The sequence below is a fragment of the Brevundimonas sp. 357 genome, assembly GCF_003938605.1.
GTDB lineage: Bacteria > Pseudomonadota > Alphaproteobacteria > Caulobacterales > Caulobacteraceae > Brevundimonas.
In genome coordinates this window covers 46,967-62,112 of record NZ_RHWX01000016.1, presented here as the reverse complement: position 1 = coordinate 62,112, position 15,146 = coordinate 46,967, and the positions used below count along the sequence as shown (strand labels likewise).

15 protein-coding genes are annotated in these 15,146 nt (G+C 67.9%); 6 read left to right on the top strand and 9 right to left on the bottom strand.

Annotated elements, in window-relative coordinates; translation table 11 throughout:
* Positions 1–49: 49 nt before the first annotated feature.
* The gene (guaB, locus tag EGK63_RS13995; RefSeq protein WP_003164492.1) at positions 50–1,510 is read right to left on the bottom strand and encodes an IMP dehydrogenase; all 1,461 of its coding nucleotides are present in this window, start codon (positions 1,508–1,510) and stop codon (positions 50–52) included.
* Positions 1,511–1,638: 128 nt separating this feature from the next.
* Between guaB and EGK63_RS13990 the strand changes: the two genes are divergently transcribed.
* Complete coding sequence (locus EGK63_RS13990) at positions 1,639–2,211, top strand: DUF2061 domain-containing protein (protein WP_125902016.1); 573 nt, start codon at positions 1,639–1,641, stop codon at positions 2,209–2,211.
* Positions 2,212–2,491: 280 nt separating this feature from the next.
* Here the strand turns inward: EGK63_RS13990 and EGK63_RS13985 are convergent, their stop codons facing one another.
* Positions 2,492–3,214, bottom strand: coding sequence for an RlmE family RNA methyltransferase (locus EGK63_RS13985; protein WP_125902015.1), 723 nt, complete (start codon positions 3,212–3,214; stop codon positions 2,492–2,494).
* An 80-nt stretch (positions 3,215–3,294) separates the two neighbouring features.
* On the opposite strand from EGK63_RS13985, the gene EGK63_RS13980 reads away from it, so the two are divergent.
* Positions 3,295–3,759, top strand: coding sequence for a peptidylprolyl isomerase (locus EGK63_RS13980; protein ID WP_125902014.1), 465 nt, complete (start codon positions 3,295–3,297; stop codon positions 3,757–3,759).
* A 23-nt stretch (positions 3,760–3,782) separates the two neighbouring features.
* On the opposite strand, the gene EGK63_RS13975 is transcribed toward EGK63_RS13980, so the two are convergent.
* Positions 3,783–4,301, bottom strand: a complete 519-nt coding sequence (locus EGK63_RS13975) for a hypothetical protein (protein ID WP_125902013.1) — start codon at positions 4,299–4,301, stop codon at positions 3,783–3,785.
* Positions 4,298–5,263 carry a M20/M25/M40 family metallo-hydrolase gene (locus EGK63_RS13970; RefSeq protein ID WP_125902012.1) on the bottom strand — a complete coding sequence of 322 codons (966 nt, stop codon included), beginning with the start codon at positions 5,261–5,263 and terminating at the stop codon, positions 4,298–4,300. Before EGK63_RS13970 ends, EGK63_RS13975 begins: the two co-directional genes overlap by 4 nt.
* Before the next feature lie 329 nt (positions 5,264–5,592).
* Between EGK63_RS13970 and ligA the strand changes: the two genes are divergently transcribed.
* The 3 genes from ligA (at position 5,593) to EGK63_RS13955 (ending at position 9,166) form a co-directional block, all read left to right on the top strand.
* Complete coding sequence (ligA, locus tag EGK63_RS13965; protein WP_125902011.1) at positions 5,593–7,932, top strand: NAD-dependent DNA ligase LigA; 2,340 nt, start codon at positions 5,593–5,595, stop codon at positions 7,930–7,932.
* Positions 7,933–7,946: 14 nt separating this feature from the next.
* Complete coding sequence (locus tag EGK63_RS13960) at positions 7,947–8,561, top strand: 3'-5' exonuclease (protein WP_125902010.1); 615 nt, start codon at positions 7,947–7,949, stop codon at positions 8,559–8,561.
* 182 nt (positions 8,562–8,743) lie between these two features.
* Positions 8,744–9,166: a DUF2147 domain-containing protein gene (locus tag EGK63_RS13955; RefSeq protein ID WP_125902009.1), complete on the top strand. Its 423-nt coding sequence runs from the start codon at positions 8,744–8,746 to the stop codon at positions 9,164–9,166.
* A 255-nt stretch (positions 9,167–9,421) separates the two neighbouring features.
* Here the strand turns inward: EGK63_RS13955 and EGK63_RS13950 are convergent, their stop codons facing one another.
* From EGK63_RS13950 to EGK63_RS13930, 5 genes are all read right to left on the bottom strand, one after another.
* Positions 9,422–10,405: an aldo/keto reductase gene (locus EGK63_RS13950; protein WP_125902008.1), complete on the bottom strand. Its 984-nt coding sequence runs from the start codon at positions 10,403–10,405 to the stop codon at positions 9,422–9,424.
* 92 nt (positions 10,406–10,497) lie between these two features.
* Positions 10,498–11,190, bottom strand: a complete 693-nt coding sequence (locus EGK63_RS13945) for an LrgB family protein (protein ID WP_125902007.1) — start codon at positions 11,188–11,190, stop codon at positions 10,498–10,500.
* On the bottom strand, positions 11,187–11,555 hold the full coding sequence (locus EGK63_RS13940; protein ID WP_125902006.1) for a CidA/LrgA family protein: 369 nt from the start codon (positions 11,553–11,555) through the stop codon (positions 11,187–11,189). Before EGK63_RS13940 ends, EGK63_RS13945 begins: the two co-directional genes overlap by 4 nt.
* 4 nt (positions 11,556–11,559) lie before the next feature.
* Positions 11,560–13,383: an aminopeptidase P family protein gene (locus EGK63_RS13935; RefSeq protein WP_125902005.1), complete on the bottom strand. Its 1,824-nt coding sequence runs from the start codon at positions 13,381–13,383 to the stop codon at positions 11,560–11,562.
* Between the two features lie 166 nt (positions 13,384–13,549).
* Positions 13,550–14,416, bottom strand: a complete 867-nt coding sequence (locus tag EGK63_RS13930; protein WP_125902004.1) for a 50S ribosomal protein L11 methyltransferase — start codon at positions 14,414–14,416, stop codon at positions 13,550–13,552.
* A gap of 81 nt (positions 14,417–14,497) precedes the next feature.
* On the opposite strand from EGK63_RS13930, the gene EGK63_RS13925 reads away from it, so the two are divergent.
* Positions 14,498–15,103 carry a hypothetical protein gene (locus EGK63_RS13925; protein ID WP_125902003.1) on the top strand — a complete coding sequence of 202 codons (606 nt, stop codon included), beginning with the start codon at positions 14,498–14,500 and terminating at the stop codon, positions 15,101–15,103.
* Positions 15,104–15,146 lie beyond the last annotated feature (43 nt).

Below are 15,146 nucleotides of genomic sequence, written 5' to 3'. Positions count from 1 at the left end.
ACTAGCCCAAAACAAAACCGCTCCCGACCGGGGCCGGGAGCGGATCAGGTCAGCCCTGACGATAGTTGGGCGCCTCGCGCGTGATCATCACGTCGTGGACGTGGCTCTCACGCAACCCCGCATTGGTGATGCGGACGAAGCGCGCGCGTTCCTGGAAGTCCGGGATGGTGGCGCCGCCGACATAGCCCATGGAGGCGCGCAGGCCCCCGACCAGCTGGTGCACCACCGGGGCGATCGGCCCCTTGTAGGCGGTCTGGCCCTCGATGCCTTCGGGGACCAGCTTCTCGGACGAGACTTCCTTCTGGAAGTAGCGGTCGGCCGAGCCGCGCGCCATGGCGCCCACCGAGCCCATGCCGCGATACGACTTGTAGGACCGGCCCTGGTACAGGAAGACCTCGCCGGGGCTTTCGTCCGTGCCCGCGAACATCGAGCCCATCATGGCGACATTGGCGCCCGCCGCGATGGCCTTGGCCAGATCGCCCGAGAACTTGATGCCGCCGTCGGCGATGACCGAGGCGCCCGTGCCTTCCGCCGCGCGGGCGGCGTCGACGATGGCCGTCAGTTGCGGCACGCCTACGCCCGCGACGATGCGGGTGGTGCAGATGGAGCCCGGTCCGATGCCGACCTTCACCGCATCGGCGCCCGCGTCGATCAGGGCGCGGGTGGCGTCATAGGTGGCGACGTTGCCGGCGATGATCTGGACGCGGTTGTTCTCGCGCTTGATGCGCTCGACCACCTGGGCGACCGAGGCCGAGTGGCCGTGGGCGGTGTCGATCACCACCACGTCCGCGCCCGCATCGGCCAGCGCCATGGCCCGCTCGAACCCGGCGTCGCCGACGGTCGAAGCGGCGCCGACGCGCAGGCGGCCCTGCTCGTCCTTGCAGGCGTTGGGGAAGGCCTGGGCCTTCTGGATGTCCTTCATGGTGATCAGGCCGACGGCGCGATAGGCGTCGTCCACCACGATGACCCGCTCGATCTTGCGCGTGCGCAGCAGCTCGCGCGCCGCCTCGCGTCCGGCCGAACCTTCGCGCAGGGTGATCAGCTCGCCCGTCGTCATCAGATCGGCGGCCTTGAGGTTCAGGTCCGTCTCGAAGCGCATGTCGCGGTTGGTCAGCATGCCGACCAGCTTGCCGCTCTTGGGATCGACCACGGGGAAGCCGGTGATCTTCTTGCGCTCGACGATCTGGAGGACTTCGCCCAGCGTCGTGTCGGGGGCGACCGTGACCGGGTTCACCACCATGCCGCTTTCATAGCGTTTGACTGCGCGGACCTCTTCGGCCTGCTCGTCGATGGTCATGTTCCGGTGCAGCACGCCCATGCCGCCCGCCTGCGCCATGGCGATGGCCAGGCGGCTTTCCGTCACCGTGTCCATGGCGGACGACAGCAGGGGGATGTTCAGTTTGATTTCGCGTGTCAGCTGGGTCGAGACGTCGACATCAGCGGGCATGACCTCGGACGGACCGGGTTCGAGCAAAACGTCATCGAAGGTTAGGCCTTCGCGTATCTCCATTTGGAGCCTCCATTTTGCGGGCCGCGTATAGCCCCCGTTTGCGGGGAACCGCAACCCCAAGGCCGCGCTATCGTGCATATAAGAGGAATTGCCTTGAAACGGACGGCGAGAGGCCGCATTTCCCGATAATGGTTCGCATCTTGCTCAACACGGCGCGGCAGCTCGCTCTCAAGATCGCGAGCTATGGCGCCATGCACCTGATCGTGGCGATCCTGGTGGCCTTCGCCCTGACCCGCGACTGGCGGCTGGCCCTGGCCGTCGGGGTGGTCGAGCCGATCTTCCAGACCATCGCCTATTCCATCCACGACCGCGTCTGGCACCGGGTCGAACGCCGCAAGATGCTGTCCCGCGTCGAGGAGACGGCCGAGGCCTTCACCGCCCGTCTGGAGGTGATGAACGCGCACGAACAGAACCGCGCGCACAACCACCACGGCCACGGACACAGGCACAGCCACGCCCTGCCCCGCAACCTGAAGCAGGTGGCGCTGAAGACGATCACCTACGGCGTCATGCATTTCGCCGTGGCGGTTCTGGTGGCCTTCGCCCTGACGCGCGACATCCGCATCGCCCTGGCCATCGGCACGATCGAGCCTCTGGTGCAGACGGTCTTCTTCACCCTGCACGACCGCATCTGGACGCGGATCGAGGCCAAGAAGGCCGCCCGCCGCGCCGCTGCGGCGGCCGAGGGCGCATCGGCGTAACCGACGCCGTCAGCCACGCCCACGCCGCGCCCTCAAGGCGCCGTCGTCAGTCCTACACGCGGCAACCTTCCCAAACGCCGTCAGCTCTCCCACACGCCGTCATCCTCGAATAACCGCCGTCATCCTCGGGCTTGACCCGAGGATCGAGCCTTCCGTCTGCGTGAAGTCGGCAAGGATGAGCGCGTCGCCGCGCTGGATCCTCGGGTCAAGCCCGAGGATGACGGCGTGTGGGAGAGCTGACGGCGATTGTTTACGGGCGGAAAGACAGTGGGCCAGCGCCCTACCGCTTGTTCAGCGCCACCAGAAACACCTCGGCGCTGCCCTTGCGGCTCGATTCGGGCTTCACGTATTTCACCGTCTCGAACTCTTCGCGCAGGCGCGTCAGCACCCCGCCCGCGTCGCCGCCCTGGAAGTTCTTCGACACGAAATTCCCGCCCGGCCGCAGGGTGCGGATGGCGAAGTCGGCCGCGATCTCGATCAGGGCGATGATCTTCAGGTGGTCCGTCTGACGATGACCGACCGTATTGTGCGCCATGTCCGACAGCACCAGGTCCGGCGGCCCGCCGATGGCGTCCAGCATCTGCTGATCCACGCCCGGATCGGTGAAGTCCGCCTGAATCAGCGTCGCGCCCGGAATCGGCTCGATCATCAGCAGGTCCACGCCCGCCACCGCCGCTGCGCCGCGATCCAGCGCCACCTGCACCCAGCCGCCCGGCGCCGCGCCCAGGTCGATGACCCGCGAGCCGTGCCGGATCAGCCGGAACTTGTCGTCGATCTCCATCAGCTTGAAGGCCGCGCGGCTGCGCCAGCCCTCGGCGCGGGCGCGATCGGACCACTCGTCCGACAGTTGACGCTTGATCCACGCCTGACTGGACAGCGACTTCTTGTCGGCCGTCTTGATCTTCTGGCCGACCTTGCGGCCCGAGGCCGTGCCGCCCGTGGGCAGGCGCACCATGCGGCGGCGTTCCTGCGGCTTGTCGGCGGGCTTTTCGTCTTCACTCATGCTTCCCACATAGCCCTGACGGCGTTCAGCCGCTATGACCCGCGCACAATTCCGGCTCGCATAACCTCAAGGAGCGCCCGATGGCCGACCAAACCCTGACCTTCACCCTGGACACCGGCGACGGCGAAGAACGCAACGTCGTCATCAAGCTGCGCGACGACCTGGCGCCCAACCACGTCAAGCAGATCACCGATCTGGCCAAGGAAGGCTTCTATGACGGCGTGGTCTTCCACCGCGTGATTCCGGGCTTCATGGCCCAGGGCGGCGACCCGACGGGCACCGGCACCTCGGGCTCGAAGAAGCCGAACCTGAAGCAGGAATTCTCGAAGGAGCCGCACGTCCGCGGCGTCTGCTCCATGGCTCGCACCGCCAACCCGGACAGCGCCAACTCGCAGTTCTTCATCTGCTTCGACGACGCCCGCTTCCTGGACGGCCAGTACACCGTCTGGGGCGAAGTGATCGAAGGCATGGATCACGTCGACGCCCTGCCCAAGGGCGAGCCCCCGCGCGCGCCGGGCAAGATCGTCAAGGCGACCGTCGCCTAAGGATCGGTATCAGCGGCGGGGGATCAGTCCCCCGCCCACCACCGCATCGACACCCCGTCGAAGGTCCGGCCCCCGACCTTCATCGTCCCTTTCAGGACCACGCCCTGATCTCCCAGATTGCGCCGCGCCTTCGCCAGCGCATCCTGGTCGAGCCTTCCCTCGAACGACACCGCCCCCAGCTCCCCCGACGTCGCCTGGAAGCGCACACGGTCCTCGGTCACGTCATAAGCCGTCGGGATCAGCCGCGTGCGCCGCGCCTTATCGCCCGCTTCGAACTCCATCATGATCGGCGCAAAGCCCGTCGTCCGCTGACCGTCGCGCCAACTCATGAAGTCGGGAACCTGGCCCATGAACAGGTGATGCAGCCGCCAGTCGCCCACCTGCACCGCCGTCGTGGGGATGTAGTAACCGGACACGTCCTCGGGCAGATCGTGCTTGAAGGCGGCCGCCTGCGCCGTCTTGTCGGGCGTCGCGCCGCGGTCGCAGGCGGCCAGCCCCACGACGCCCGCCAGCAGGACGGCCGCGATCAACCCGCGCTTCATTGATCCAGCCACCGGTCCAGCGCTCGGAAGCCGCTGATCGCCAGCTCCGTCGAGTCCTGGAACACCGCCGGATTGACCTTCTCGAAGTCGTCGCTCGGGCGGTGATAGTCCGTGTGGTAGTTCACGCCGAAATAGAGGAACGGCAGGCCTGCACGGTGGAAGGCGGCGTGGTCCGACGCCTCGACCCAGTTGTCGGCGCCCTTGTCCTCAGGCGTGTCCTTGCCGAAGGCCAGGGCCACGTTCCGGCGCGCCGGAACCTGATCCAGCACCGGGCGGAAATAGGGATGCTGATACGTCCCCGTCACCCACAGCTTCCCGTCGCTGTCGGCCCGCGCCGTCATGTCGAAGTTCAGGTTCATCGCGATCGCATGCAGCGGCACCGGCGGCGCCTCGACGAAATGCTTGGCGCCCAGCAGTCCCCGCTCCTCGCCGTCCAGCGCCACGATCAGCACGCTGTGCTCGGGCGGATTGGCCTTCAGCCGCTTGGCCAGCTCCAGCATGGTCGCCACGCCCGAGGCGTTGTCGTCCGCGCCGTTGTAGATCTGGCCGTCGTTGACCCCGACGTGGTCATAGTGGGCCGTCACCACGATGTATTTGTCGGCCACGCGCGTGCCGGGGATCACGCCGATGATGTTGGTCCCGCTGTAGGTCTTCGTCCCCTCGCGCGTGCGGCCCTGCATCTCCCACGGCTGCAGACGCCCCATCGGCGAGGGCTGGACGCCCAGCGCCTCCAGTCGCGCCACGATGTATTCACGCGCCTTGGCCCCGCCTTCCGAGCCGGTGTCGCGGCCCTGCATGTCGTCGGCCGACAGAATGCGCAGATCCTCCATCAACTGGGCGTAATCGGCCGAGGCGGCGGCGACGGCGGGCGTTTCCGACGCGGCCGGGACGGTCGTCGTCTCACAGGCGGCCAGCGTCAGGGCGGCGGCGATCACGGACAGGCTGACGAGGACAGGACGCATGGAGGGCTCCGGCAGGTGAACGATGTGACGACGAAAGGCTTCCCCTCCCATCGGCTTCTTCGATGTCGTCATCCTCGGGCTTGTCCCGCGGATCCATAAACACGACGCCCGACACTAACGCTCGACGCGCGCCAAGAAAGGCCTGAGTCTCTGGATCCTCGGGACAAGCCCGAAGATGACGAGCGGGCAATGAGGCCAGCGACCACACCCCTGCTCTCTAGCGGCCCCCGGCCGCCGCGTCAGATTACCTTTCTGTCATGCCGCGTCTGCCATCAAGGTCGGAGGATGATAAGGAACCGTTCCGCCTTTGCCGACTTCCTGCGATTCTCATGTCCGACCTTCTCACGCCCGTCGAAACCCTGACCGAAGCCCAGGCGCGCGAAGAGCTGGAGCGCCTGTCGGCCGAACTGGCGCGCCATGACGCCCTCTACTACGCCGACGCCGCGCCCGAGATTTCCGACGCCGACTACGATGACCTGAAGCGCCGCGCCCTCGACATCGAGACCCGTTTCCCGACGCTAAGCAGCCCCGTGTCCCCGTCCCAGCGCGTCGGCGCCCCCGTCTCGACCCAGTTCGCCGAGGTCCGCCACGGCGTGCCCATGCTGTCGCTGGACAACGCCTTCGACGACGGCGAGGTGCGTGACTTCGTGGCCCGCATCGCGCGCTTCCTGAAGCTGCCGGGCGATGAGCCGATCGCCTTCGTCGCCGAGCCCAAGATCGACGGCTTGTCCGCCAGCCTGCGCTACGAAAAGGGCGTTCTGGTTCAGGGCGCCACGCGCGGCGACGGCAAGACCGGCGAGGACGTGACCGCCAATCTGCGTACGCTGGACAGCATCCCCCAGACCCTGACCGGCTCGGGCTGGCCCGACGTCATCGAGATTCGCGGCGAGGTCTACGCCCCCAACGCCGCCTTCGACGCCTTCAACGCGGCGGCCGAGGCCGAAGGCAAGCGCACCTACGCCAATCCCCGCAACTTCGCCGCCGGGTCGCTGCGCCAGAAAGACCCGAAGATCACGGCCCTGCGCCCCCTGACCTTCTTCGCCTACGCCTGGGGCGAGACCTCGGCGCCGTTCGCGGAAACGCAACATGGCGCGCTCGAAGCCTTCCGCAGCTGGGGCTTTCAGGTCAACGACCGCTCGGCCCGCGTCGAGGGCGCCGAGGGCCTGATCGGCGTCTATCAGACGCTGGAGGCCGACCGCAGCCGCCTCGGCTACGACATCGACGGCGTGGTCTATAAGGTCGACCGTCTGGACTGGCAGCAGCGCCTCGGCTTCATCGCCAGAAGCCCTAGATGGGCCATCGCCCACAAGTTCCCGGCGCAACAGGCGACGACCGTTCTGGAAGGCATCGACATCCAGGTCGGCCGCACCGGCTCCCTGACCCCCGTCGCGCGCCTGCATCCCGTCACCGTCGGCGGCGTCGTGGTCCGCAACGCCACCTTGCACAACGAGGACGAGATCGCCCGCAAGGACGTCCGCATCGGCGACACCGTCGTCCTGCAACGCGCCGGCGACGTCATCCCCCAGATCGTCGGCGTGGTCGAAACCCTGCGCCCTGACGGCGCCCAGCCCTACATCTTCCCCACCGTCTGCCCCGTCTGCGGCTCCGAAGCCGTGCGCGAGGGGGACGAGGTCAAGCGCCGCTGCACCGGCGGCCTGATCTGCGACGCCCAGATCGTCGAGCGCCTCAAGCATTTCGTCAGCCGCCGCGCCTTCGACATTGAAGGCCTCGGCGAAAAGCAGCTGATCGCCTTCCACGCGCGCGGCTGGATCAAGGAGCCCGCGGACATCTTCCGCCTCGCCCGCGACGAGGAGAAGCTGGCCCTGCTGCGCGCCGAGGACGGCTATGGCGAGACCAGCGTCCGCAACCTGATCGCCGGAATCGAGGCGCGCCGCGTCATCAGCCTCGACCGCCTGATCTTCGGTCTGGGCGTGCGCGAGATCGGCGAACAGACCTCTCTGGTCCTGTCGCGCGCCTTCGGCAGTTGGACCGCCTTCCGCGACGCCTGCATGGCCGCCGCCAACGGCCTCGCCAGCGACAACTGGAAGACGCTGGCCGCGACCCACGCCATTTCGCCCCGCGTGCTGGGCCTGATGGCCGAGGCTAACTTAGAAATCTACGATTTGTGGCCTGCAGCGCCACTCGATCAAAAGATTAAATTCGCTTTTCCAAGCATGGCGGCACCTGCGCGTAGGTCGCTGATAGAGCTTATTGGCGAAAAACCTTATCGCTTTTGGGATCGCCTTCGACATTGGGCCACAGTGGCTAAGAACGAAGGCCCCTCCGACATGCTGAATCAGATCGCGGGAGTCTCCGGCGTCGGCCCGGTCGCTGCCGAGGCCCTGGCCCACTTCTTCCACGAACCGCACAACCTTCAGGTCGTCGACGCCCTGCTGGCCGAGCTTGAGCGCGTCGAGGACGTGGCCGCCCCCGTGACCGACAGCCCCGTGGCGGGCAAGACCGTCGTCTTCACCGGCTCGCTGGAACGCTTCACCCGCGATGAAGCCAAGGCCCGCGCCGAAAGTCTCGGCGCCAAGGTCAGCGGATCAGTCTCCAAAAAGACCGACTACGTCGTCGCCGGCCCCGGCGCCGGGTCCAAGCTGAAGGACGCCGAAAAACACGGTGTCGCCGTCCTGACCGAAGACGAGTGGCTGACCCTCATCGTCTGAAACATGATCTCGTAATGCACGCCGTCGCCATCGACTTCGAAACCGCCAATGAGCAGCGGGCCAGCCCCTGCTCCATCGGCCTGGCCTGGATCAACGACGGCGTCATCGAGTCCGTCGAGCACCACTACATCCGCCCGCCGGGGATGCGTTTCGCCAGCTTCAACATCGCCTTCCACGGCATCGGCCCCGAACAGGTCGAGGACGCCGAGGAATTCCCCGCCGTCCTGGCCGCCATCGCCCCGCGCCTCGAAGGCCGCACGGTGCTGGCCCACAACGCCGCCTTCGACGTCAGCGTCATCCGCAACACCTGCGACCACTATGGCCTGACCTATCCCGAGTTCGACTACCTCTGCACCGTCAAGTTGGCCCAGATCAGTTGGCCCGAGTTCCCCTCGCATAAGCTGAACAACGTCTGCGCCGAACTGGGCGTCGCCTTCCGCCACCACGATGCCGCCGAGGACGCCTTCGCCTGCGCCTCCGTGGCCCTGGCGGCGGCGCAGGTGCATCAGGCCGCCGACTGCCGCGCCCTGGCCGACGCCAGCCGCCTGACGCCCGGCCGCATCTGGCGCGACGGCTACACCCCCTGCTCCAACACCGGAACCCGCCCCCGCCGCCCGCGCGGCGGTTGATCGACGCCTCCCGCAAAAGACGCCCGAATCCATCGCCTTAGGCGCCCGCAGCGCGATCAACTTGACCTAAGGTCATGTAATCATTGAGTGAAGTTCACAATTTCGGCCTTGTTTCAGACCGAACCCCGGATCATCCTTCGTCCAAGGGATCGCCTCAACGATCCGTCAGAAGGAAAACGCCGATGAAGACCTCCGTCCTGACGGCGCTCGCCGTCGCAGCCGCCGCCCTCGCTTCTCCGGCCCTTGCCAGCGACACGACCGGCCTGTGGCAGACGCCGACCAACGGCGGCCAGGTCCGCATCGAGCGTTGCGGCCAGGCCCTGTGCGGCGTCCTCGTCACCTCCAGCCACATCCGCGCCGATCCGAACGTGCGCGACGCCCGCAACAAGGACGAGTCCTTGCGGACCCGCCCCCTGCGCGGCCTGCGGATGCTGTCGGGCTTTACCGGCGGCCCGACCGAATGGCGCGGCGGCTCGGTCTATAACCCCGAAGACGGCGGCACCTATCGCGGAACCATCACCCTGACCAACGACAACACCCTGCGCCTGCGCGGCTGCATCGTCGCCCCCCTGTGCAAGACCCAGACCTGGACCCGCGTTCAGTAAGCCTCACGCACAGGTTGCGATGACGAGGCTGATTAGGGTCGAGCCTTGGTCACCCCCTTCCCTTCCCGCTCATCCCGGCGGACGCCGGGACCCAGTGCTTTGGCTTCAACCACATTAATCAGTTGTGGAGCGCGGGGCTCTTACTGGATCCCGGCGTCCGCCGGGACGAGCGGAGCTAAGGTAGCAACCAGCCCTCAACATCAATCCAGCCATGAAAAACGCCTCCCCCGCGATCGCGAGGGAGGCGTTTTCACATCAGCGGTTCAGCGAGCTCATGCCGCCGGGCGCGTAGCGTTCGCCCGCCGCCGCTCCGCGCGGGAAGACGGCTTCGATCCGCGCCAGATCATCCGGCGTCAGCACGATGTCCGCCGCCGCCGCATTCTGCTCCAGCGTCGCGATCCGGCGCGTGCCGGGGATGGGGACCAGATCCTCTCCCTGCGCCAGCACCCAGGCCAGGGCCAGTTGCGCCGCCGTCACGCCCTTGTCCGCCGCGATGGCGCCGACCGCATCGACCAGATCGAGGTTCTTCTGGAAGTTGTCGCCCGCAAAGCGCGGATTGGTACGGCGGAAGTCGTCGGGCGCCAGATCGTCGATCGACTTGATCTCGCCCGACAGGAAGCCCCGGCCCAGCGGGCTGTAGGGCACGAAGCCGATGCCCAGTTCGCGCACCACGCCCAGAAGCTCGTCTTCCGGGTCGCGGCTCCACAGCGAATATTCGGTCTGAAGCGCCGTGATCGAATGCTCGGCATGGGCGCGGCGCAGGGTGGCGGGCGCCGCTTCGGACAGGCCAAGGAAGCGAACCTTGCCCTCCTTCACCAGCTCGGCCATCGCCCCGACCGTCTCCTCGATCGGCGTATTGGGGTCGATGCGGTGCTGGTAATAGAGGTCGATATGATCGACGCCCAGACGGCTGAGGCTGCCCTCGACCGCGCGGCGCACGTTCGCGGGTGAGCCGTCGGTGACGGCCGAACCGTCCGGCTGCCGGTTGATGCCGAACTTGGTGGCGATGAAGGCCTTGTCGCGCCGGTCCTTCAGCGCCTTGCCCACCAGGACTTCATTGGTGTGGGGGCCGTACATCTCGGCCGTATCGAACAGGGTGACGCCCAGGTCGAGCGCGCGGTGGATCACCGCAATGGATTGGGCCTCGTCCGCTGCGCCGTAAAAGGCGCTCATGCCCATGCAGCCCAGACCGACGGCCGAGACCTCAGGGCCGTTACGGCCCAGCTTGCGCATCTTCATCCGCGCATTCCTTCTGATGTGAGGGGGTCGGCGGCGCATCCGCCGACGCTCTTCAGATGGGCGCCGTATGGCCTTATTTCAAGGGGCGCGCCTCAAATCAGACCGGCCACAACCGACAGGATGGTCGCCGTCGCCACGGCGTTCAGCGCCATGCCCAGGCTGGCGAAGGCGCCCGCCGTCGGATCCACCTGAAACGCCCGCGCCGCCCCGAAGCCGTGCGCCGACACCCCGACCGCAAAGCCCCTCGCCCGCCAGTCCCTGATCTTCAGCAGGTTCAGCAGCGGCGTCGCCGTCATCGCCCCGAACACCCCCGACATCAGCACGATCACCGCCGCCAGAGCCGGTATGCCCCCCAACTGAGAGGCCACAGCCATCCCCACCGGCGTCGTCGTGGCGCGCGGGGCGATGGAGGCCATGATCTCAGCCGGCGCGCCGAACAGCCAGACGATGCCCACGGCGCTGAAGATGGCTGTCGCGGCCCCCGCCAGCAGGGCGCAGGTCAGCGGTTTGGCCAACCGCCGGATCGTCGCCCGCTGCGCCCAGATCGGCACGGCCAGCCCCACCACCGCCGGTCCCAGCAGGAAGCCCAGCACCTGCGTCGCCTCGGCGTAGGTCGGATAGGGCGTCTTCGTCGCCAGCAGGATTCCGATCAGCACCGGGGTCGCCAGCAGCACCGGATGGCACAACGGATGACGCCCGCTGCGCCGCGACAGGATATCCGCCGCTTCGAACACCACCAGCGTCACCGCCAGCCACAGCAGAGGCGTCGCGATCAGACCGCTCACGACACGCCCTCTTCTTCGTCGCCCGCCTCACCCCGCCGCGCCACGGCGCGGAACACCAGCGCCGTCACCGCCAGCGTCAGCAGGGTGGAAACCGCCACCGCCACGACGATACCGAGGCCATGGCGCGACAGGATCGCCCCCTCCTCCATCACACCGACGGCGGCGGGCACGAACATGATCGACAGATGCGCCGTCAGCCAGCCCGTCACCTGCGTCAGCGTCAGCCGCTCCCTCGGAACGAGGGCCAGCCACGCCAGCAACAGCACCATGCCGATCACCGACCCCGGCAGGGGCAGGCCCGTCAGCCGGTGGATCACCTCGCCCGCCAACTGGCAGACGAGCAGCAGGGCGATGGCGCCGATCATCGGATCAGAGCGGCGCCGTCTGCGCCTTCAGCCATTCCAGCGCCGCCTCGTCCTTCTGCACGCCGTCCGCCAGCAGAGGCCCGACCTTGGCCAGAACCTCGGCGTGATAGGCGTCCACATAGGCCCGCTCGTCCGCCGTCAGCAGCGCCACATCGATCAGGCGGCGGTCCAGCGGCGCCAGCGTCAGTTGCTCGAACCCGTGCATCGGCCGCTCGCCGCCCGGCACCTGGGCCGGGGGCGTAACGACCTGCAGGGTCTCGATGCGGATGCCCCACTCGCCCTCGCGGTAATAGCCCGGCTCGTTCGACAGGATCATGCCGGTCAGCAGCGGCTGATCCGTGCCCCATCCGGCGATGCGCTGCGGCCCTTCGTGCACGCCCAGATAGGATCCGACGCCGTGGCCGGTGCCGTGGTCGAAGTCGAAGCCCGCGTTCCACAGCGGCTGGCGCGCAATGGCGTCCAGCTGACGCCCGCTGGTCCCGGCCGGGAAGCGGATCACGGCCATGGCGATGTGGCCCTTCAGGACCAGGGTGAACATCCGGCGCTGATCGGCCGTGCCCTCGCCGATGGCCATGGTGCGGGTCACGTCCGTGGTCCCGTCCAGATACTGACCGCCGCCGTCCACCAGCAGCAGCGAACCCGCCTCCATCGGCCGGATCTTGGCGCCGACCGGCTTGTAGTGCGGCAGGGCGCCGTTCGGCCCGACCCCCGCGATGGTGTCGAAGGACAGATCCTTCAGCATCCCCGTCGCCTCGCGGAAGCCCTCCAGCGCCTCGACCACCGCCCGCTCGTCCGGCAGCGTCTTCTGGGCCACCGTGTCGACCCAGTGCAGGAAGCGGGTCAGAGCCGCGCCGTCGCGTATGTGCGCCTGACGGCTGCCTTCGATCTCGACGGCGTTCTTCTGGGCGCGCGGCAGGGCGCAGGGGTCCATGCCGCGCACGATGGCGGCGCCCGCCGCTTCCAGCCGATCGAAATACCAGGCCGAGGACACGGCCGGATCGATCATCACCTTGCGCCCCGACAGGGCGTCCAGCGCGCCCGGCAGCGCCTCGGGCGCCTCCAGCGTCACGGCGTCGCCCAACCAGCCGGGCAGTTGGTTCGTCACCTTGGCCGGATCGAGGAAGATGCGCGCCGTCCCGTCCGCCTTCACCACCGCCTGTCCCAGCGGCAGGGGCGTGCGGATCACGTCGCCGCCGCGAATGTTGAACAGCCAGGCCAGCGAAGACGGCGCCGTCAGCACGGCGACCTCGGCCCCGGCATCAAGGATGGCCTTGCCGATGCGGGCGCGCTTCGACGCAGCGTCCTCGCCGGAATAGCGATCCTCATGCGGCACCACCGGCGCCTGCGGCTGGGCCGGGCGGGCGGCGCCCCAGGCCAGGTCGATCGGATTGGCCTCGACCGCCCTCAGCGTCGCCCCGGCCTTCTCGACCGCCGCGCGCAAGGTCGCCAGCGCATCGGGGCTGTGCAGGCGCGGATCATAGCCGATCACCGAGCCAGACGGCACGGCCGTCAGCCAGTCGGCCAGCGTGTTCAGCGGCTGGCGCTCGAACAGGGCCTCGTCCGTCTGGGCCTTGGCCTGCACCGTATAGCGGCCGTCGACGAAGACCGCCGCCTTGTCCTTCAGCACCACGCCCGCCCCGGCCGAGCCGGTGAAGCCGCTGACCCACGCCAGCCGCTCATTGGCGTCGGGCAGGTATTCGTTCTGATGCTCGTCCTCATGCGGGACCAGCAGGCCGTCGAGGCCCTGCTTGGCCATCTCGGCGCGGAGCAGAGGCAGGTGCTTGGCCCCGAAGGACGGATCGGTGGTTTCGTTGAATGTCTGGCGCATGAGGGCTCTTATACCCTTCTCCCCTTGTGGGAGAAGGCGCCCCGGAGGGGCGGATGAGGGGTTTCTCAACGCAAAAGGGGTTGCCGGATTTCGATGTCCAGCAACCCCTCATCCGTCTCGCTTCGCGAGCCACCTTCTCCCACAAGGGGAGAAGGGAGTTTGCGCCCTACTTCTTGCGCAGTTGCAGCGCGCTCCACGCATCATGATGGATCGTCTGCTCCACCACGAAGCCCAGCGGCAGATAGGCCTCCAGCACCCGCTCCTCCTGCGTGCGCAGCAGACCCGACAGGATGGCGACCCCGCCCGTCTTCAGCGCCGCGCCGATCTCGGGCGCCAGATGCACTAGCGGCGCCGCCAGGATGTTGGCGAACACCAGATCATAGGGCGCGTGCTGGGCGATGCGCGCATCGCTCAGGCCGTCAGCGAAGTAGAAGTCGCACTTGGCGTCGTTGATCTGGGCGTTCTCATTGGCGATGCGGGCCGAGGGCTCGTCGATGTCGGTGCCGACGGCGATGGGCGAACCTGTCTTGGCCGCTGCAATGGCCAGCACGCCCGTGCCGCAGCCGACGTCCAGAACCTTCTCGAACGTCTCGGTCTTCAGCAGATTGTCGAACGCCTCCAGGCAGCCGACCGTCGTGCCGTGGTGGCCGGTTCCGAAGGCGGCGCCCGCGTCGATCTTCAGGTTGACCCGCCCCTCGGGCACCTTGCCCTGATCGTGCGCGCCATAGACGAAGAAGCGCCCGGCCTCGACCGGCGGCAGGCCCGACAGGCTCATGGCCAGCCAGTCGGCGTCGGCCAGCTTCTCGACCACGACCTCCAGCCCCGGCGTGGCGCGCAGGATTTCGGCGATGCCCTCGGCCTCTTCATCGGTCGTGGGGAAGGCGTCGATGCGCCAGATTTCCTTGTCCTCGTCCTCTTCCAGGATGGAATAGGTCGCATTCTCCAACAGGGGGTTGGCGTCGATGGCGGCGGCGGCGGCTTCGGCCGGGGCGCGATCGCCGCGCGCGATCACCTGAACTGCGGATTCGGACATTTCTCAAACACCGTTATAATGACGAATCGCCAGTGCGGGCTTGGTTCTTACGCCCGTGTCCAACGAGGGGTCGGGGAGTTTATGGCCAAAGCACCGTCTGAAACGAAACCTGCCGCGAAAGCGGCCTCCGCCGCTTCCAAGCCGAAACCGGCGGCAAAGTCGAGCGCGACAGCGACAAAAGCTGACGCCAAGCCCAAGGCCGTAAAGGCGCCCGCCGCGACAAAGGCCCCGGCCAAGGCGGCTGCGCCCAAGGCGGCCAAGCCTGCTGCGGCCAAGACCGCCGCTGCGCCGAAGGCAGCAACCGCACCAAAGACCGCCGCGCCAAAGACCGCCGCTAAGACGCCGGCCGCCAAGAAGCCCGCAACGCCGAAGGCTCCGGCTGCAGCAAAGGCGACCACGGCCAAGGCCGCCGCGCCGAAGAAGGCCGCTGCGCCCAAGAAGCCCGCCGCGCCCAAGGCCGCCGCTCCGACCCCGGTCGAGACGCCGGTCGCCGCATCCCTCGCCCCCGCGCCCATCGCCGAGACCAAGCCCGCGCCGAAGCCTGAGCCGGTCGTCGCTGCGCCCCCCGCTCCGGTCGAGCCGCCCGTTCAGGCCACGGCGCCCAAGCCCGCCGCCGAGCCGATCAAGCCGGTCGAGGCTCCCGCCCCGCAGAAGAAGGGCTTCTTCGCCCGTCTGTTCGGCTGGTGATCGAACGCTGATCCCAAATGCAAAGAAGGCCGGAGAGGACGCC

What these genes read in the sequence shown, in the direction of transcription:
- EGK63_RS13970 (WP_125902012.1), bottom strand. Translation starts at nt 5,263, where the DNA reads ATGCGTCCTGTCCTCGTCAGCCTGTCCGTGATCGCCGCCGCCCTGACG.
- EGK63_RS13985 (WP_125902015.1), bottom strand. Translation starts at nt 3,214, where the DNA reads ATGAGTGAAGACGAAAAGCCCGCCGACAAGCCGCAGGAACGCCGCCGC.
- EGK63_RS13955 (WP_125902009.1), top strand. Translation starts at nt 8,744, where the DNA reads ATGAAGACCTCCGTCCTGACGGCGCTCGCCGTCGCAGCCGCCGCCCTC.
- EGK63_RS13975 (WP_125902013.1), bottom strand. Translation starts at nt 4,301, where the DNA reads ATGAAGCGCGGGTTGATCGCGGCCGTCCTGCTGGCGGGCGTCGTGGGG.
- EGK63_RS13990 (WP_125902016.1), top strand. Translation starts at nt 1,639, where the DNA reads ATGGTTCGCATCTTGCTCAACACGGCGCGGCAGCTCGCTCTCAAGATC.
- EGK63_RS13930 (WP_125902004.1), bottom strand. Translation starts at nt 14,416, where the DNA reads ATGTCCGAATCCGCAGTTCAGGTGATCGCGCGCGGCGATCGCGCCCCG.
- EGK63_RS13925 (WP_125902003.1), top strand. Translation starts at nt 14,498, where the DNA reads ATGGCCAAAGCACCGTCTGAAACGAAACCTGCCGCGAAAGCGGCCTCC.
- ligA (WP_125902011.1), top strand. Translation starts at nt 5,593, where the DNA reads ATGTCCGACCTTCTCACGCCCGTCGAAACCCTGACCGAAGCCCAGGCG.
- EGK63_RS13950 (WP_125902008.1), bottom strand. Translation starts at nt 10,405, where the DNA reads ATGAAGATGCGCAAGCTGGGCCGTAACGGCCCTGAGGTCTCGGCCGTC.
- EGK63_RS13980 (WP_125902014.1), top strand. Translation starts at nt 3,295, where the DNA reads ATGGCCGACCAAACCCTGACCTTCACCCTGGACACCGGCGACGGCGAA.
- EGK63_RS13935 (WP_125902005.1), bottom strand. Translation starts at nt 13,383, where the DNA reads ATGCGCCAGACATTCAACGAAACCACCGATCCGTCCTTCGGGGCCAAG.
- guaB (WP_003164492.1), bottom strand. Translation starts at nt 1,510, where the DNA reads ATGGAGATACGCGAAGGCCTAACCTTCGATGACGTTTTGCTCGAACCC.
- EGK63_RS13940 (WP_125902006.1), bottom strand. Translation starts at nt 11,555, where the DNA reads ATGATCGGCGCCATCGCCCTGCTGCTCGTCTGCCAGTTGGCGGGCGAG.
- EGK63_RS13960 (WP_125902010.1), top strand. Translation starts at nt 7,947, where the DNA reads ATGCACGCCGTCGCCATCGACTTCGAAACCGCCAATGAGCAGCGGGCC.